The sequence below is a fragment of the Desertibacillus haloalkaliphilus genome (assembly GCF_019039105.1).
GTDB lineage: Bacteria > Bacillota > Bacilli > Bacillales > KJ1-10-99 > Desertibacillus > Desertibacillus haloalkaliphilus.
Genome location: NZ_JAHPIV010000007.1, coordinates 105,518 through 124,162 on the forward strand (window position 1 = coordinate 105,518; position 18,645 = coordinate 124,162).

Genomic DNA, 18,645 nt, shown 5'->3' on the forward strand with positions numbered 1-18,645 from the left:
AAAATTAAACCGATGGATCCCCTATTCTAAGGGGTCCATCGGTTTACCTATATACGAAAAGCAATCTTTCCAATCTGCGAAGCGGACTCTAGTCGTTCAAACGCTTGCTGAAAATCGTTCAGAGAATAGACGTGATCTACTACGGGCTTGATTTGATGTTTGTTGATAAATTCAAGCATCTGTTGATATTCTTCTGCACTACCCATCGTCGATCCGAGAAGATTAAACTGTCCGTAAAAGAACTGACGGAGGTTAAGCTTAACCTCATCTCCTGCTGATGCCCCGAATGTGACGACAGTCCCCCCAGGTCGTACTTGTTGTAATGATTTATCAAATGTAGCTGCACCTACACACTCAATCAGAAGGTCCACCTTTTCACCAACAAGTGCTTGATCCCAGTCCTCATGACTATCGATCGCTTTATCTGCACCAAGCTCAAGTGCCATTTTACACTTTTCCGACGAACGAGACGTCACATACACCGTTGCCCCTACTGCTTTTGCAAATTGTAGCAAAAACGTCGCAACACCACTACCAATCCCAGGAATAAGCACTTTCATATCTGCTTGAATGCGAGCTCTTGTAAACAACACCCGATACGCTGTCAATGCCGCAAGAGATAAAACACCAGCTTCCTCCCAAGATAAATGCTCTGGTTTTTGCACGACATTTCCCGCAGGAATAATCACCTGTTCAGCAAAGGTCCCATCATCAGGAAGACCGAGGATTTCGAATTCTTTGGGAGGGGCATCACTTGTCTCCTTCCAACCAAGGCCAGGGTTAATCACCACTTCATCACCGATTTTGACATCTGTTACACCTTCACCAACAGCATCCACAACCCCGGCACCGTCCGAACCAATGATAAGAGGAGGGTCAGTCGGTTGATGACGCTTAAGTACAAACAGATCACGATGATTTAAGCCTGCTGCCTTTAGTGAAACACGCACTTCACCCCGTTTTGGTTGTGGGGTTTTAACCTCACGACAAGAAAGCCCTTTCATCCCCGTTTTTGACTCATGTACAATCGCCTTCATATTCATCACTCCATTTTTATATGTATCTTACAAAAGATTCATTATCTTTATCATACATCTAGATGCTCCTATGAAACCACTTATACTAGCTGAATTCTCATTATACTAAATGGCAAACGATAATCGAAACTCTGTCCCTTTCCTCATCTTGCTTTACACCTCGATTTTACCATTAAAATGATTGACTAGCTTATGCACCATAAACAAGCCAATGCCTTGCCCTGCAACAAGGATATGAGAGCCATCGCTTACTTCTATATCTTCCGTTAGTGATATCGACTTTGTTTTTAGAGTCATGCTAACCTCCTGTTGTATTGTAGAATGCTTACATAATTATTCTCTATGAAGGTAGCAAAACCTTTCAAAAAGTCAGTTTTTACCTAATTTTAGTATTTTTAATATGATTATCATTTCATTCATGTTAGGCTCCTTTTCAAGTAAAGCAAAGCCTTTCGTCTAGTAGACTAGATTAAAAATGCTCACAAATGTTGTGAAATACATTTGTGAGCATTTAACTTTTATATAATGTTTCAATGCAGCGGTATCATGGTGCCAGTATTACTTTTTAGTATAAGCAGAATATTCACCGCCAAAATATATACCAAACCCTGTAAAATCACAACTACCCTCTTCTGATATTTCATGAACACGAATCGATTCATCAACTAATTCCAATGTAGCTTCACAACTTCCACTACTAAAAGATGCCGTATCAGCAGAGGTTAATTGGGCTTCTCCATCATACTCATTAAATTCCCAAGGCATTTGATAACCAGCTAACTGACCACCGGTAGGGTCATAACGGTAACCAGTTTGTGATACAAACGATATTGCGTTCGAATTTTTTTGATGCACATATAACTCCGTAGTCATACCAGTCCCTGTATATCCTAAATTATAATATTGACCTAACCATGCTGAAGATTCTATGTTCCCGGTTCCATCTCCTCCAACGCTTACAGTTCTTGTGGAACCTTCCCAATGTACGGCCTCCCCTAACGATTGACTAATGAAACGAAGAGGAACAAACGTACGTCCTTCCCTCACTTGCGCCGGAACAGAAATGTTCACTTCTTTTCCATTTACTTTTGCTGTATTAGATCCTATTTTCAACCACACCGTTGTGTCACCTTTTGCAGCATCAATGGTTTTTTCTTTTTGATTCCATTGAACCGTTGCACCTAATGATTCAAAAATCCCTCTTAACGGCACTAAGGTCGTGCCATTTTCAATGACACCTTCATTGTTGTAATATTGCTTTTCATCATTTTCTATGTAGATAGAAACATCACTATATGCATGAGCACGACTATCACTAACATTTAAAATACAAAATAGTGTTAAGCTAAGTAAAGCGAGCTTCAAAATATTCATTGGTTTCCCCCTATTTTTCATTTAAAGAAACTTTTAGGTAAATATTCCTTTAAACTTTAGCTAAATTTTACCACATTCATAATGAAAGTAGGTTAATTTCACTAATAAAATTAAATTTAAATGCTTTTTACAATTTCTCCTTACACTGTTTTACCCAGTTAAAAAATTCATATTTTAACTATCCTTCCTCATGACCATTGAACTTGACTGACATAAGGTTTGAAACATGGATTCAATTGAATTTTTGAGATGATTGTTGGAAGGAGACAATAATTGGAGATAACAAAACCCCTTGCCTAGCAAGGGGTTGGACGTTTATATGTATGGTGACCCGTACTGGATTTGAACCAGTGACCCCTTGCCTGTCAAGCAAGTGCTCTCCCGCTGAGCTAACGGATCATTTATTAAGAATATGTATAATATACAATAGAACAAGTCCCTATGTCAACAGCGATTTCATAATTGTTTTATCTGAAGCAACGTATGAATGTTTATTTAGAACAATCAAAATCCCCCCTCTCCTGCGACTTCGTAAAAAATCAGTTAAATATATGAAGGCTAACGATAAACAAGAAGAAAAATGCCATCGTTATGTGCAACTTTCTTCGCATTCCGGTTGCTTTTTTATGACGACGGTAGCCTGTAATTAATAAAACGACTAATACGATAAATGCGAAGTAGCCACTTATAAATTTCAAACTCGTGAACGAGCTTGGGTGATGCATCAACATAAGTGCTGCATGAACGATCACAAGTGCTGTACCTGTTATTGCAATTGGAATATGTAACTTCATAAATTTACGAGAACCTTTCGCTAACGCTTTTTTTATATTTCTGTTCTTGCTCTTACGAATGATCAAAAAGATAAAAAACATGTTCACATTTAAAAGAAAGAATACTAACGCCGCTTGTGCAATTCCTTTTGAGGTCGTAATCATCATCGATAGATATTCTTTTTGCCAACTAAATCCTAAGACACAAATCAAAAACAAGCCATTTAAGGCGATCCACCATTTAACCACCGAAATTCTCCTCTCTCTACCAAATCTATCCTCATTCTAACACGCCCCAAACACAACAGTGCCTTATTCTTAAAAATACCCACCTATATGACATATCTAACTCAGCTCAGTACTTGTCCCAAACTAAACATAAAAGAGGATAGGATAAAAGGTACCAATCTTTTATCCCATCCTCTAGATTCTCTTTTCTTTAGCGTTGTGGTCCTCCAAGACCACCTACAAACTGATGCCAAACCCAAGGCCAGAAACCTCCGCCATGACCTGGCCCAGGTGTTGGGGGTCTTGGGGGTCCCCAAGGCCCTCCGCCGTGTCCTGGCCATACTGGTTGCCAGGGAGGCCTTGGTGGGGTCGGGCCAAAATAGGGACTGATTCCGACAAGATCACTATGATGAACTTGGATAAACTGTTGTTGATAAGACGGCCTAGGATAAATAAATAGGCTAACCATTCCAGTGCGATGATTATAATCAAGCACATAGGCAACAACTTGACCGTACCCAGGGATCGTTGTGGTGATCCACTGGTTCATGTAGCGCTCAATCACAGTCGGCGGTAAAAATTGTAATGAAGGTTGTTGACGAAAATTAAAGTCATATTCATGTTGGTAATTATACACACTGCGTCTCTCCTTTCCTCGTTGCTATAGCCTATGTTTACACCCCCCCATTGTGTGAGAATCACACGAAAAACAGAAGCACCTGACTTCCCTCAGATGCTTCTGTTTGACAGGTACATTATTTATCTAGGTTATCCATTTCATCTTCAAGCTTTTTTGCAAACCGCACTAGCTTGTCTACGTGTTGGTTCCCTGAATCAATGGTCTCATCTATTTCATCTTGAATGTCTTTATACGCATCAAAGTATTGTTCATTCTTATCGATCGTTCTCTTCGACTCCTGCATCATACCTGCGATTTCTTGACTACTAGCCGTTAACTCCTCCATCGTCGCTGCAATCTTATCTATATCTCCAGAAAAGCCCTTTAACTGATCTAACACCTGGTCCAAACTTTCATGGACAGAAAAAAACATTTTTCCACCTTCATTAATCTCTTCACGATCATCGGTCATCGAATCAACGACAAATTGGACATCTTTATTTACAGCTGAAATGATATCTCCAATATTACTAGTGGCTTTAATCGAATGTTCAGCCAGCTTACGCACCTCACCTGCAACAACCGAAAAGCCTTTGCCATGCTCTCCAGCTCTTGCAGCTTCAATACTTGCATTTAACGCTAACAAGTTGGTTTGATCCGCAATATCTTTTATAATGTCAACGACTTTTTCAATTTCTTTCATTTTGTCATTTAACCCTCGAACAAGAGTTGCAGTCCCTTTTGATTCCTCTTGTATCGTGCTAATCTGCTCAGAAATGTCCTGTAAGGATTGTTGACTGTTTTTTGCTAACTCACTCGACTTTCCTGAACTCTCATTCACACGCTGGATCGTATCTGTGTTATGTTCAATCGAGCTCGTAATCTCTTGTAAAATACTGTTCGTTCGATCAAAATCGTATATACTTCCTTATTACTCTTGTTATACGTAGTAAGTAACTCATTTTGGTGCTCGTTTTTCTCATAAAGCGTATCAAATGATTGCTTGAACACCTTCGACTGTTCGTATACTTGATTTGATCTCCGTTGTGATTCTTCGATACTATCAGTTAAAGTTTCAGCTAGTGACGACACATTTTTCCCAAGTTGAGACATTTCATCATTCCAGCGATCTGTCGCCATTTTCTCAAAATTACCTTGTTCAATCTTTGCTAACTGTCTATTTACGTCATTAATTCTTTTCGTAATAAACAAGTGTGCAAAGATGACAACGAGTAGTGGAATCGTTAGTAACTGCACAAGAAAGGTAGAAGCAGTAAAGACCGCTCCACTTTCAACACCGAAACTGATTAATGCTGAATTAATCCAACTGACAACTGGTGATCCGATCAACGTACTGATGACAACGATCAACAGCAATTTAAATTTAATAGATTTTACAAATGCTAATTTTCCTATCGTATTTTCCATAGACTTATCCTTCCTCTCTACCATTTACGTTTCGCTTATTCATACCGTAACTTTTCTTGAATATCTCCTCCTCGTTTGGGTCTACTGAAATAAAAGCCTTGACCTTCGTCACACCCTAGTTTCTTTAAGTAATCCATCTCTTCTGCAGTCTCAATACCTTCAGCGATGACTCTAAGACCTAATCCGTGACTCATATTAATGATCGCCTCAGTAATTGCTTGATTTTCCTTGTCACGGTCAATATTTCGAATAAACGATTTATCTATTTTCAGCTTGCTAATCGGAAATCTCTTCAAATAATCGAATGAACAATAGCCCGTCCCAAAATCATCGATATTGACTTTGATCCCCATATTCAAAAGTGTATGGAACGCAGAAAATACTTCCTCATCATCACTAAGAGCAGCTAATTCAGTCACTTCAATCACCAACTGTTGTGGGTCTATCTTTGTTTCTGTCACTACATGGTTTATTTTGTTGATGATATCTGGCTGCTGAAACTGCTTTGCTGAAAAATTAATCGATAGTTTCAAAGGCCGAAGCCCTTTCTCCTGCCACGTGCGAATTTGAAGACAAGCCGTTTTCAGAACCCACTCCCCAATTAATAGAATCAATTCTGACTTTTCCGCAATCGGAATAAAGTCAGCTGGTGAAACCAATCCTAGTTCAGGATGTTCCCAACGAATTAATGCTTCAAGCCCTACAATTTCACCCGTTTTAAGGTAGATTTGTGGTTGATAACAAAGGAAAAAATCCTCACGTTCAATGGCCGTACGCAATTCGTTTTCAAGTGTGAAATGATTAAATGATTTATGACTCATCTCTGTTTCATAAAACATATAGCCATTCTTCCCCTTACGTTTCGCTTGATACATGGCCGTATCGGCATTTTTCATTAATGATTCTCCACTTTCACCATCGCTAGGGTATAAGCTGATTCCTGTACTTGTCGTTAAATAAATCGTATGACCTTCCATTTCAAAGGGCTCAGTAAACGCATGACTTATTTTTGTTGCAACTTCTTTAGCACGTTCTTTTCCTGTATCTGATAGTAGAATCGTAAATTCATCTCCACTAATTCGACTAAGCGCATCATGTTCACCAATACAATTCTTTAAGCGTTTCGAAAACTCAATCAATAGCAAATCACCCACTTTATGACCGAGCGTATCATTTATCTTTTTAAACCCATCACAATCACAAAACATAACCGCAAGGCTTGAGTTTTTTAGTTGCGCATACGTCATCGCCAAATTTAGTCGGTGGTTAAACAATGTTCGGTTCGGGAGTCCGGTTAGTTCATCATGGTATGCCAAATAGGATATTTTTTCCTCTTTTTGTTTACTTTGAGTCACATTTTGAACGAAAACAATGGCTACATCTTCCCCTTGATAAGGAAATGAACTACTTTTCGCACGTAATATAATATCTGTACCATCCCTCTTAATCCCCGTGATTTCAAAGGAATCGTCTGATAATGATAATAAATCGTTTTTTGTCTTCTCTTGATGCTCATCCGTGATAAAATCTAAGAAGTTCCTGCCAACTACCTCTTCTTCAGTATAACCGGTCATCGTTAAAAACGTTTGATCCACCTCTAGTATCGTCCCTTGATCATGGATAAAAATACCGTCTGAAGAATTTTTTATAATCTCTTCAAGTTGTAATTGCACTTCTTCTCTGACTTTACTCCTATCCACCTGTTCGATCCTATCATCATTATTCTTGTTAACCATTTATCTACTCCTTAAGTTATAGTCATTTGTCATCAATTACTATATAGGTGTAAACTCACCTCAATTGACTCTATTATTTTACATGAACATCGCCTTATTCTCCATTATTCTACACGATCCGACAAATGTTGTTATATTCCAAATAGTCATATTGTCATAGCGAAAAAAAGAACACCTCACTATTACCCTTGAAAGTTATAACATAAACACTTTTTCACAAAAAATAGCAGTTTTTCTCAGCACCTTATTATATTAGATAAAAATAAAAAAGAACCATTGTATGGTCCCTTTAAGAGTTTTATACTATTAATTTATTCCTTACTTATAACTGCAACTGTACAACGTGAGACACAAATTAACTTCTCTTCTTCATCTTTGATTTGTATGTCCCACACCATTGTCGTTCTGCCACGATGAAACGGTGAAGCAACGGCAGTTACGACCCCCTCTCTTTTGCTGCGAATATGATTAGCATTAATTTCTAAACCGACAGCTACTTGGGTATCCTGATCAATTAAATTCCAAGTCCCAATACTTGCAACAGATTCCGCCAGTACAACAGATGCACCGCCATGAAGAATCCCATATGGCTGTCTTGTCGCATCATGAACAGGCATTGTTGCAACTACTTTTTCCTCAGTTACTTCCATAATCTTAATCCCGAGTGCATCAACAATCGTACTTCCCATTAACTTTTGAACCTCTTGACCCAATCCTATCACCTCATTCTTAAACTATATTCACTACACTACCATTTATTACTAAATCAACCAATAAATGGAATTCTGTTCAAGACTTATGAGTACGGGTTTCCTCATTGATCTTCACAAACTTTTCAAAACTGTTATATATATTTACCCATATCTGTTTTTTAGGTATTAATTTTCACAACAAGCGTTCAACCCACTCTGTCAAACCTATTTTTTGAACTTTTATTGAATAAACCCCCTTATTATCAATCTCTCTAAAGATAACCAACTGTTCACATATCTATCACGACTCCACCTAAAAAATGTGATTTGCATCACACCTACGCTCGCATTTGAACTGTTATAGTTTTAGTATAATCAAATTGAAACACTTACATGGAGGGAATCGCAGATGAAACAATGGCGTAATTTTAACCAAGGGAAATGGCAAAGTGAAATCAATGTGAGAGATTTTATTTTAAATAATATAAGTGTTTATGAGGGAAATGAATCATTTTTAGAAAGTGCGACTGAAGAAACAAATGCACTTTGGGACAAAGTCATGGAGCTTACAAAAGAAGAGCGCGAACGCGGTGGCGTGCTTGATATGGATACAGAAATTGTTTCGACAATTACATCCCATAAAGCTGGGTATTTAAATAAAGAAACAGAAAAGGTCGTTGGTTTTCAAACCGATAAACCATTTAAGCGTTCACTTCAACCGTTTGGTGGTATCCGAATGGCAGACCAAGCGTGTGCATCTTATGGGTTTGAACTTGACCAAGAAGTTAGAAAGATCTTCACAGATTATCGTAAAACCCACAATGCCGGTGTCTTTGATGCCTATACCGATGAAATGAAAGCTGCACGCCGTGCCGGTATTATAACTGGATTACCTGATGCCTATGGACGCGGTAGAATTATCGGTGATTACCGTCGAGTCGCCCTCTACGGCGTTGATCGACTTATTCGTGAAAAGCAAAAGGACTTATCAGAAACCGGAACACGAATGATGTCTGAGGAAATCATCCGTCTTCGCGAAGAAATTTCTGAGCAAATCCGCTCACTACATGAACTAATAGAAATGGCAAAAAGTTATGGATTCGACATTTCACAGCCTGCCGAAACGGCCCAAGAAGCCTTTCAATGGTTATATTTCGCATATTTAGCAGCAATTAAAGAACAAAATGGAGCAGCAATGAGCTTAGGACGAACATCAACGTTTTTAGACATTTATATTGAACGCGATTTAGCGAACGGTGTGATCACTGAAAAAGAAGTTCAAGAACTCGTCGATCATTTTGTCATGAAGCTACGTTTAGTCAAATTTGCCCGAACACCTGACTACAATGAGTTATTTAGTGGAGATCCGACATGGGTAACAGAATCGATTGCAGGTATGGCACTTGATGGTCGTCCGCTTGTGACGAAAAACTCTTATCGTTTCTTGCATACACTAGACAACTTAGGCCCTGCTCCCGAACCGAATCTAACGGTGTTATGGTCAAGTCAATTGCCCGATACATTCAAACAATACTGTGCAAAAATGTCAATTAAAACAAGTTCAATCCAATATGAAAATGATGATTTAATGCGTGAGGAATATGGTGATGATTATGGGATCGCCTGCTGTGTATCAGCGATGAAAATCGGAAAGCAAATGCAGTTCTTCGGGGCACGTGCGAACCTAGCGAAAACATTATTATATGCGATTAACGGTGGAAAAGACGAAATTTCCAAAACGCAAGTTGCACCTGAGTTTGCACCTATCACCTCAGAAGTGCTTGATTATGACGTGGTTATCCGTAAGTTCGATCAAATGATGGACTGGTTAGCTGAGCTGTACTTGAATACGCTAAACATCATTCACTACATGCACGATAAATACTCCTATGAGCGTGTTGAAATGGCGTTACATGATACCAATGTATTGCGGACAATGGCTACCGGAATTGCTGGGCTATCCGTCGTTGCCGATTCATTAAGTGCAATTAAACATGCGAATGTAAAAACAATTCGAGATGAAGATGGTCTCGTTGTTGACTTCGAAGTTGAAGGAGACTTCCCTACGTACGGAAATAATGATGACCGCGTTGACCAATTAGCCGTTCAGCTTGTTGAGTCATTTATGGCAAAGTTAAGAAAGCATAAAACGTACCGTGATGCCGTTCATACGACTTCGATTTTAACGATTACGTCAAACGTCGTTTATGGTAAGAAAACAGGCAATACCCCTGATGGCAGACGTGCCGGTGAGCCATTTGCACCGGGTGCAAACCCACTGCATGGTAGAGACAAAAAAGGAGCCCTTGCATCACTAAGCTCAGTTGCCAAATTACCATATGTATCATCACAAGATGGCATTTCAAATACGTTTTCAATCGTTCCTAAAGCATTAGGAAAAGAGGAACCAACACAAGTCGAAAATCTCGCTGCAATCCTTGACGGATATACTGAAAAATTAGGGCACCACTTAAACATCAATGTCTTTAACCGAGAAACGCTAATGGATGCGATGGACCACCCCGAAAAATATCCTCAATTAACCATTCGCGTATCTGGTTACGCTGTAAACTTTATCAAACTAACAAGAGAGCAACAGATTGATGTCATCAACCGTACGTTCCATGCCAGCCTTTAATAATGAGCGATAAGGATACTGCCCTTCAGGTACAATGTGTGCTTCTATATATTGTGCCTGAGGTGACTATTCTATGGCAATCCTATGACTCTACTCAATCTGTACAATCGGCTCTTCTTACAAACGAGGAGATGATAATATGATCAAAGGGTTTGTACACTCTATAGAATCTTGTGGTACCGTCGATGGTCCTGGGTTACGATATATCGTTTTTTTACAGGGGTGTCTATTGCGGTGTAAATTTTGCCACAATGCAGATACATGGGAAATTGGTTCAGGTCAAGAGATGACTACTGATGAGATTATTTCAGACTTAAAAAGCTACCTCCCATTTATGAAAGCTTCCAATGGCGGCATTACTGTTAGTGGCGGTGAGCCTTTGTTACAGATTGACTTTTTAATCGAATTATTTAAGGCATGCAAACAACTCGGCATTCATACAACCCTTGATACATCCGCTGGGTGCTATTCAACGAATGATGCTTTCCAACAAAAACTTACCGAATTATTAAGCGTTACTGATTTAATTTTACTTGACCTTAAACATATTGATGAAACAAAACATAAAAGACTAACAGGCAAAACAAATGAGCATATCTTACAGTTTGCCCGCCTGTTATCTGAAAGAGGCGTTCCTGTTTGGATCCGTCACGTCCTCGTCCCAACAATTAACGACAATCCCGTTGATTTAGAACGATTACGTCAATTCATCCTAACACTTAAAAATGTCGATAAAATTGAAGTCTTACCATATCATAAACTTGGTGTTTACAAATGGGAGGCACTGGGGTTGACCTACCCTTTACACCACATTGAACCTCCAAGTGAAGATAGTATCCGTTATGCAACCGATGTACTAACAGGAGCTAGCAGCCCGAACAAACAGCCTGTTTCAATGTTAGAGTAAGCATTGCCTGCTCGGGATTAACTATCACTAGCAGGCTTTTCTCTCTGAAATGGTAACAGCAACTGTTCAAAACATCCACTTCTTTCCACATCCAGATTTGTGCACATCATAAGGTTATAATATGATACACTAAACGTTGTTTTAAAACTACGTGGGGAGGACTACGATGAAACATAAGATTTTTCTGGTCGTCATTGTAGTCTTAGTGTTTTCAAATATTTATTTTATCTCGAACTATATGACACAAAAATGGATTGCTGATCATTACCATTTCATGACCATCAATCAAGCGACAAACGCGTTGCACTCGCTGCCTAAACAGTTTGATGAGCTTTCGACCGCAATTTTGCATGATACTTCTACCGAAGATCAATTCATGAAAATAGCGGATTTGTCCTCTTCTTTAGCCACTGCTGAAAACTCATTTTCTTACGTTAACATTTACCTTAGTCATTCGATGCCACGAACGATTGGAGATAGTATGGGAGAAATCTCCACGTTTTTCAGGGACATTCACCTCTACGTGAATGGACAAATCAGAAGATATGTCACAGGCGATGAAACGATTTCAAGAGAAGATATTTTATATCACATTGATACGTTTCATCAAGCGACTGAATATTTAAAAGAACATCTAGATGAAGATATTCTCTATGAGGGGACTTACGATAACGTGAAGAATCATTGGAGTATTCTCACGGATGAGATAACAACAGAGTTTACTAATAATGATGTCTTAACACGTTATCGTGAGTGGTGGATTGATTGACTCGTTGATTTCGTTCAAAAAAACACTTGGATACTAAAAATCCAAGTGTTTTTTCCTTCCTATCAAAATCAATCCCATGGTTTGATAACCCCAAATTCATTAGCCAATTCTACTGTTTCCCCTCTTCGTTTCCTTCTTACCTCTGCTCTTGCTTCAGCCCCTTCATGTAGCTTCTTTTCTTCTGGTGTTTCTGGGATAACTTTTGAAACTTGAACCGGCCTCATGTTTTCATCCACGGCTACAAATGTTAAGAAGGACACCGCACAAACACTTCGCTCACCTGTTAATAAATCCTCACCGATCGCCTTAACGAAAACCTCCATTGACGTTTTGTGGGTCCACGTCACAAATGCTTCAAGACAAACCGCATGTCCTTCTTTAATTGGGTTTAAGAAATCAATTGAATCCGTTGAAGCTGTAACGACATCCTTTCTTGCATGCCTAGTTGCTGCAATCGCTGCGACATCATCAATATAAGACATGAGCTTACCACCAAACAATGTTCGGTGATTATTGGTATCAGGTGGTAGGACAATACTAACTTTGATCGCCCGTGATTCCTTCATTGCTTTTGATTCTTTCATCATCTGTCTCTCCTTCTTTTATTCCATTCTATTTTATGGTTTCCAAAAAAATTCACTTGTATATAACAATATGTTGTACTGTATGTATCCCATTTTTGTGAGTCACAAACCCAGATATCTATAATAGGATATAGTGCTGCTTCAATAACATCAAAGAAGGAGTGAGCTATGAATATTACGATCGTTCAAGGCAATGACTGCCAATTACCTTTTGCTGATGTTAACATTGTTATCGATGTTATCAGAGCATTCACTGTTAGTCACCTTTGCTTTTTACAAGGAGTCAAAGAGATATGGCTTGCCAAAGATACGAAAGTTGCCTTCTCTTTGAAAGAAAAGCACAAAGATTTCCTCTTAGCAGGCGAAATCAACGGTTTACCTATTGAAAATTTTGATTTAGACAACTCACCAAACAACATTATAACCCATGATTTAACCAACAAAACCATCGTTCAGAAAACAACCAATGGTGTCCGTGCAACCTTGAATTCCCTACAAGCTAAGGATGTTATAGTCACTGGCTTTTCAAATGCAAATACAACGGCATCTTTTATTAAAAATCACATCATGCCCCAAAATCCCACTCCAACCATTCACCTCGTTGCATCCCACCCATCTAGTGATGAAGACCTGGCTTGTGCTGAATACATCAATGCGATCCTCAAAGGTGAGGACACCCCTACTGAGGATACCGTGATTAAGAGGATAAAACAAGCAGAAGCTGCCCGGAAGTTTCATGATCGAACTCAACCAGACTTTTCCAAAGAGGATCTAGACTACTGTACTGAGGTTCGGTCCAGTTCATTTATTATGAAGGTAAATAACAATCACGAGACCCCAAAGATTGAGAGGTACAACATATGAATTCTTCAGGATTAACTTTACCAACAAGGTTTACTAAACCAAGGTCATCCGGATTAACGTTATTAATTGATAACGGAGTTCCAACAGAACTTTTTAAAGACACAGTCATTAGTAACGCCTCGTTGATCGACTTTGTAAAGTTCGGATGGGGAACATCGATTATCTCTAGCCACCTTGAAGAAAAAATCGAATGTCTACAAACGAATGAAGTTGAGTTCTTTTTTGGCGGAACCTTATTTGAAAAGTTTGTATTGCAAAGAAAAATTGATCAATATTATCAATACTGTAACCATTACGGGTGCCGTTTTATCGAAATTTCTAACGGAACGATTGAGCTAAGCAACAGTGACAAAGCAACATTCATTACGGATTTTTCTAAAGATTTCACCGTCCTTAGTGAAGTTGGTAGTAAATCAACGATCGATTCCCTCCATATTCACCCTTCAAAATGGATTGAGTATATTAACGAAGACCTTGAAGCTGGCGCTTATAAAGTCATAACAGAAGCTAGAGAAAGCGGCACAAGCGGGATCTGCCGTTCTGATGGAGAAATTCGATTTGGGTTAATTGAAGAAATCATCCAATCAACCATTCACACTGACGACATGATCTTTGAAGCTCCAACCAAACAATTGCAAACATATTTTATTGAAAAACTAGGATCGAATGTCAATTTAGCAAACATCCCATTTACTGGAATCCTCTCTCTTGAAACATTACGATTGGGTTTGCGTTCAGATACATTATCTTTATTTGAACAAGGAGGACATTCCTATGCGTGATCAAAATAAAGTCTTTCATTTAGCCGTCCCTTGCAAAAATTTAGAAGAGACAGCGAACTACTATCAAGCGCTAGGCTGCAGTGTAGCGAGATCCTACGATGACCGGGTCACCTTTGACTTTTTCGGTGATCAACTTGTATGCCACTTAAACCCTGAACAAATTGACCAGAAACCACAAATGTATCCACGGCATTATGGCATTACATTTTTAGATAAAAAAGAGTTTGATGCGGTTTACCATACAGCAAAACAGAAAGAACTACCGTTTTTTCAAGAGTTAACGACAAGGTTTGAAGGGAAAACAGAGGAACATATCACATTCTTCTTAATTGATCCTTCTAATAATTTATTAGAATTTAAGTATTACTTTGATGAACGTATGGTCTATTAATGACATTTAGTTGAAACAGGGACGTTCTTTAAAGAACGTCCCTGTTTTCTATGACCTAAACCCCAACTACATAGCCAAAATCAGTTTTTCGATAGTTTGATTGTTTATGGTACCTTTGATTGTTGACAACTACCCAATGAGTTGAAGCTTGTCCGCATTCATAGATAGAATCTTTTTCTTTTAGAATAATCCCCGACAATTGCTCCTTCTTACATTCTTCAAAATACGCTTGGCCATTCCCTTCTATAAACCTCACATGGACAAGTCGTTCTGATTCTCGAACAGTCTCCATCAATACTTGTTTCCTCTTAAAAAGCGGTACCGTTCTCAAATCCTCACCATCATGTCGAAGTATATCAAACAGACAATACGTCACAGGTCTTTGCTTTGCTAACTCGCGAACAACAGCAGGATCGTTTCGGTGAAAGCGATCAATTAAAGCCATGAAGTCTGGCTTCCCTTGTGTATCTGTTAAAATGACTTCACCATCGAAAATCGATCCACTCGGAACTGGCAAATCAAGCAATTCAGGAAATTGATTCGTTATATCTCGACCATCAATGGTATATAGTTTAGGTTCAGGAGTTGAATGATACTGAATACGAATACCATCTAGTTTTAATTCAGTAAGGTAACGGTCATCGTCAAAAGGTTCATTTATCTTGAATGGTTGCATCGGAGTAATAAACATATTCACATCACCTACCCTCCATCGTACCACCACTGCCCTCTTTATTCACTGGAAATTGTTTCGCGAATAGGCTAAGCAACCGCAACAAAACGTCATTTCAACTTCATTTTTTTCATTTAAGATCACAAGGTCAGCATCCTTCCCTGGTGCGATACTTCCTTTTCGGTCATAGATATTGATCTGCTTTGCCGGATTAACAGCGGTCATTTTAATCACATCTTCTAACCGACACCCGGAAAACGTCATCATATTCCTCACCGCTTCGTCCATATGAAGAATACTGCCTGCCAACGTCTGATCCGCTAATGTTGCTTGTTGGTCGCTAACCATCACTTTCTGGTCAGCGAATTGATAGATTCCGTCACCCAACCCTTTTGCACGCATCGCATCAGTAATCAAAATCACTTTATCTGCACCTTTTTGTTGAAAAGTAAGCTTGAGCATCTCAGGATGTACATGAATACCGTCTGCGATTAGCTCGACGATAAGACCATCATTCAATAGTGCACTGCCAACAACGCCAGGTTCCCGGTGATGCATCCCCCTCATGCCATTAAACAGATGAGTCACCTGACTTGCGCCGCGATCAACCGCCTCAGTCACCTGTAGAAAGGTCGCATCTGAATGACCAATCGAGGCAATGACACCGGTTTGGTAGAGGTAATCAATAAATTCTCCTCCACATCGCAGCTCCGGTGCGAACGTGACAACTTTAATAGCACCCTCACTAGCAGCTTGCCAGTCCTTAAATAGATCTTTATTTAGCTCAATCATATACTCAATCGGTTGTGCCCCTGCTCGCTGCGAAGATAGAAATGGACCTTCAAGATGAACACCTAAGATTTCTGCACACTTAAATGTTTGATTCTTCTTCCTATAAGTAGCAATCATTGATAACGCTTGATGAATCAAAGAAGTTGATTGAGTCATCGTTGTTGGAAGAAAACTTGTAACCCCTTCTTTTGGCAACACACTTGCAATCGTATCAAGTGCCTCTAATGAGCCATCCATTGTATCAGCCCCTCCTGCCCCGTGGACATGGAGATCAATCATTCCCGGTATGACTTTGTAATGATTAGGGAGTGTAATGACTTGTCGCAGGTTTACATTTATACCTTTTCGCACATCACCAATTGATTCAATTTTTCCGTCTTTAACTTCAACAAACCCGTGCTTATACGTTTGTTCTTCAGCATAAATTTGTACATTTTCAATTAAAAAGTGATTTTGATTTTCTTTCATGCAATCATCCCTCCTCTACTGTCGACACGATTCTCTAACAAAAATACCACTCTTTCATGATACTATTTTTGCATTCATTTGCTATTAACGTTACAGTTAAAGTGTAACAATTGGTAAGGTAGGAGGGAAATGTATGAAGCAATTGAAGACAAAGTTACAAAAAATAGATGGTAAAGGATATAAAGCATATAAAGACATACAAGGAGTATACAAAGGGAATAACTTCTCACTCCATATCGATCACGTCCAAAGTGACCCGTTTGCCGCACCTTCACGCATACGCGTCGTTATTCCGCTACAAGAGGTTACATATGATAATAGTTGGTTTGAAACATATGAAAGAAAAACTGCTGTTGAGGATTTTTTTGCACGTAAAGTCGCCCACCAGCTACGTACACTTCAAAACCATAAAAAAGGCTCAGGGAAAAGTGGACTGATCCATATTGATACCCCAGGACAAGAAGTGATTGAACGGACAGCTGTAAACATTAGTCGAGAAGCGATTGACATCCGTCTCTCGGTCGGCCTACCTGCAGCGGGCCGAAAGATTTTAGCCAGACAAGCTGAACAACTTCTTTGCGACCAACTTCCAACGCAAGTGACAACCGCTGTCTTCACATATAACCAAGTCAAATTACAACAGCAGTTATCATTAACCGATCAACAACAGGCCATTCGAGCGTACTTGAACGATCACCATTATGTTTGTTTCGTCGCAAACGGCTCGATTTTACCGCGTGAAAGCGGCGTTAGCAACCGACCACTCGACTCTAAGACTGTTGTACCGTTTCAATCACCAAAAGGCTATGAAATTGAGATCCCCGTTCCGCATGGAGACGCAATAAGGGGAATGGCCATTCCTGAAGGAGTTAGCTTAATTGTTGGTGGTGGCTATCATGGGAAATCAACGCTATTACAAGCGATTGAACGTGGAATTTATAACCATATCCGTGGTGACGGTCGAGAGTTTGTGATTACGAACGAAACAGCCTACAAAGTTCGTTCCGAAGATGGCAGACGAATCGAGAAGGTAAACTTATCTCCTTTTATTTCCAACTTGCCATTTAATAAAGATACGAAGCGCTTTTCAAGTGATGACGCAAGCGGAAGTACAAGTCAAGCCGCAAACATCATCGAATGCCTTGAAATGGGGAGTAAAGCGTTACTGATTGATGAGGACACAAGTGCAACCAATTTTATGATCAGAGATGCTCGCATGCAACAATTAGTGGCAACAGACAAAGAACCGATCACTCCATTTATCGACCGCGTTCGTCAGCTCTATGATACTCGGTCTGTCTCTTCAATCCTCGTCATTGGTGGCTCTGGAGAATATTTCGATGTTGCCGATCACATTATCATGATGGATGAATATCAGCCAGTCGATGTGACCGCAAGAGCAAAAGATATTTCGAAGTCATTTACAGAAAAACGAGAGTCTGAGCCACTTGGAGCATTCGGCGAACATTCAGAGCGAATCATTCAAAGACAAAGTTTACAAGCTTCAGCAGGAAAAAAAGAAAAGTTTGATAGCAAAGGTCTAACGAAAATCGTATATGGCAGAACTGATATTGATTTATCATTTGTTGAGCAACTCATTTCACCGAGTCAAACCCGAGCCATCGCCTTTATCATTCGCTATTTATCAAAAGGGAAGAACAAGCACGAGAGCCTTCCTAAGATGCTCGATGATCTATACACCCAGCTAGAAAAAGACGGATTAGATATGATCAGTCCATTTGCTGGCAAACACCCCGGTGATTTAGTCCTGCCCCGTAAAGTTGAAGTTGCCGCTGCCATCAATCGGCTGCGAACCCTTCAAGTTCAAGACTAACCCCAACATTCATTTGTGAGTGTTCAAGTAAGGATCATTTTCCTTTTTTTGAACAC

The 18,645-nt window shown here is 39.4% G+C and carries 19 protein-coding genes and 1 tRNA gene; 7 read left to right on the top strand and 13 right to left on the bottom strand.

Features of this window, described 5'->3' with window-relative positions; all coding sequences use genetic code 11:
• Window positions 1-47 precede the first annotated feature (47 nt).
• The 10 genes from KH400_RS09480 to KH400_RS09525 form a co-directional block, all read right to left on the bottom strand.
• Window positions 48-1,037, bottom strand: a complete 990-nt coding sequence (locus KH400_RS09480) for a zinc-binding dehydrogenase (RefSeq protein WP_217224210.1) — start codon at window positions 1,035-1,037, stop codon at window positions 48-50.
• Window positions 1,038-1,190: 153 nt separating this feature from the next.
• The gene (locus tag KH400_RS09485; protein ID WP_217224211.1) at window positions 1,191-1,334 is read right to left on the bottom strand and encodes a hypothetical protein; all 144 of its coding nucleotides are present in this window, start codon (window positions 1,332-1,334) and stop codon (window positions 1,191-1,193) included.
• Between the two features lie 261 nt (window positions 1,335-1,595).
• Entirely contained in the window at window positions 1,596-2,411 is an 816-nt protein-coding gene (locus KH400_RS09490) for a copper amine oxidase N-terminal domain-containing protein (protein WP_217224213.1), read from the bottom strand.
• A 324-nt stretch (window positions 2,412-2,735) separates the two neighbouring features.
• Window positions 2,736-2,810: transfer RNA gene (locus tag KH400_RS09495), tRNA-Val, on the bottom strand.
• Between the two features lie 140 nt (window positions 2,811-2,950).
• Window positions 2,951-3,433, bottom strand: a complete 483-nt coding sequence (locus tag KH400_RS09500) for a hypothetical protein (RefSeq protein WP_217224214.1) — start codon at window positions 3,431-3,433, stop codon at window positions 2,951-2,953.
• A 190-nt stretch (window positions 3,434-3,623) separates the two neighbouring features.
• A complete protein-coding gene (locus KH400_RS09505) occupies window positions 3,624-4,049 on the bottom strand; it encodes a hypothetical protein (protein ID WP_217224215.1) in 426 nt (141 codons plus the stop codon).
• 118 nt (window positions 4,050-4,167) lie between these two features.
• Window positions 4,168-4,872 carry a methyl-accepting chemotaxis protein gene (locus KH400_RS09510; RefSeq protein ID WP_312889102.1) on the bottom strand — a complete coding sequence of 235 codons (705 nt, stop codon included), beginning with the start codon at window positions 4,870-4,872 and terminating at the stop codon, window positions 4,168-4,170.
• On the bottom strand, window positions 4,869-5,459 hold the full coding sequence (locus KH400_RS09515) for a methyl-accepting chemotaxis protein (protein ID WP_217224216.1): 591 nt from the start codon (window positions 5,457-5,459) through the stop codon (window positions 4,869-4,871). The genes KH400_RS09510 and KH400_RS09515 overlap by 4 nt, the downstream gene beginning before the upstream one ends.
• A 35-nt stretch (window positions 5,460-5,494) precedes the next feature.
• On the bottom strand, window positions 5,495-7,195 hold the full coding sequence (locus tag KH400_RS09520; RefSeq protein WP_217224217.1) for a putative bifunctional diguanylate cyclase/phosphodiesterase: 1,701 nt from the start codon (window positions 7,193-7,195) through the stop codon (window positions 5,495-5,497).
• Between the two features lie 311 nt (window positions 7,196-7,506).
• The gene (locus tag KH400_RS09525; RefSeq protein WP_217224359.1) at window positions 7,507-7,884 is read right to left on the bottom strand and encodes a hotdog fold thioesterase; all 378 of its coding nucleotides are present in this window, start codon (window positions 7,882-7,884) and stop codon (window positions 7,507-7,509) included.
• A 412-nt stretch (window positions 7,885-8,296) separates the two neighbouring features.
• Between KH400_RS09525 and pflB the strand changes: the two genes are divergently transcribed.
• From pflB to KH400_RS09540, 3 genes are all read left to right on the top strand, one after another.
• Window positions 8,297-10,525 (top strand): formate C-acetyltransferase, encoded by a 2,229-nt coding sequence (gene pflB, locus KH400_RS09530; protein ID WP_217224218.1) that lies wholly within the window; start codon window positions 8,297-8,299, stop codon window positions 10,523-10,525.
• A gap of 142 nt (window positions 10,526-10,667) precedes the next feature.
• Window positions 10,668-11,432 carry a pyruvate formate-lyase-activating protein gene (gene pflA, locus KH400_RS09535; RefSeq protein ID WP_217224361.1) on the top strand — a complete coding sequence of 255 codons (765 nt, stop codon included), beginning with the start codon at window positions 10,668-10,670 and terminating at the stop codon, window positions 11,430-11,432.
• A gap of 166 nt (window positions 11,433-11,598) precedes the next feature.
• Complete coding sequence (locus KH400_RS09540) at window positions 11,599-12,201, top strand: hypothetical protein (protein ID WP_217224219.1); 603 nt, start codon at window positions 11,599-11,601, stop codon at window positions 12,199-12,201.
• A 68-nt stretch (window positions 12,202-12,269) separates the two neighbouring features.
• Here KH400_RS09540 and KH400_RS09545 read toward each other — a convergent pair whose 3' ends face one another.
• The gene (locus tag KH400_RS09545; protein WP_217224363.1) at window positions 12,270-12,785 is read right to left on the bottom strand and encodes an acyl-CoA thioesterase; all 516 of its coding nucleotides are present in this window, start codon (window positions 12,783-12,785) and stop codon (window positions 12,270-12,272) included.
• Window positions 12,786-12,953: 168 nt separating this feature from the next.
• On the opposite strand from KH400_RS09545, the gene KH400_RS09550 reads away from it, so the two are divergent.
• Genes KH400_RS09550 through KH400_RS09560 form a run of 3 tightly spaced genes read left to right on the top strand, consistent with a single transcriptional unit; the run spans window position 12,954 to window position 14,822 of the window.
• Window positions 12,954-13,649 carry a 2-phosphosulfolactate phosphatase gene (locus KH400_RS09550; protein ID WP_217224220.1) on the top strand — a complete coding sequence of 232 codons (696 nt, stop codon included), beginning with the start codon at window positions 12,954-12,956 and terminating at the stop codon, window positions 13,647-13,649.
• Window positions 13,646-14,431 (top strand): phosphosulfolactate synthase, encoded by a 786-nt coding sequence (locus KH400_RS09555; protein ID WP_217224221.1) that lies wholly within the window; start codon window positions 13,646-13,648, stop codon window positions 14,429-14,431. The genes KH400_RS09550 and KH400_RS09555 overlap by 4 nt, the downstream gene beginning before the upstream one ends.
• Window positions 14,424-14,822 (top strand): VOC family protein, encoded by a 399-nt coding sequence (locus tag KH400_RS09560; protein WP_217224222.1) that lies wholly within the window; start codon window positions 14,424-14,426, stop codon window positions 14,820-14,822. The genes KH400_RS09555 and KH400_RS09560 overlap by 8 nt, the downstream gene beginning before the upstream one ends.
• A 55-nt stretch (window positions 14,823-14,877) precedes the next feature.
• On the opposite strand, the gene KH400_RS09565 is transcribed toward KH400_RS09560, so the two are convergent.
• Entirely contained in the window at window positions 14,878-15,543 is a 666-nt protein-coding gene (locus KH400_RS09565; protein ID WP_217224223.1) for an ATP-dependent DNA ligase, read from the bottom strand.
• A 15-nt stretch (window positions 15,544-15,558) separates the two neighbouring features.
• Window positions 15,559-16,755, bottom strand: a complete 1,197-nt coding sequence (nagA, locus tag KH400_RS09570; protein WP_217224224.1) for an N-acetylglucosamine-6-phosphate deacetylase — start codon at window positions 16,753-16,755, stop codon at window positions 15,559-15,561.
• 133 nt (window positions 16,756-16,888) lie between these two features.
• On the opposite strand from nagA, the gene KH400_RS09575 reads away from it, so the two are divergent.
• Window positions 16,889-18,589: an ABC-ATPase domain-containing protein gene (locus tag KH400_RS09575; protein WP_217224226.1), complete on the top strand. Its 1,701-nt coding sequence runs from the start codon at window positions 16,889-16,891 to the stop codon at window positions 18,587-18,589.
• The last annotated feature ends 56 nt before the right edge of the window (window positions 18,590-18,645 follow it).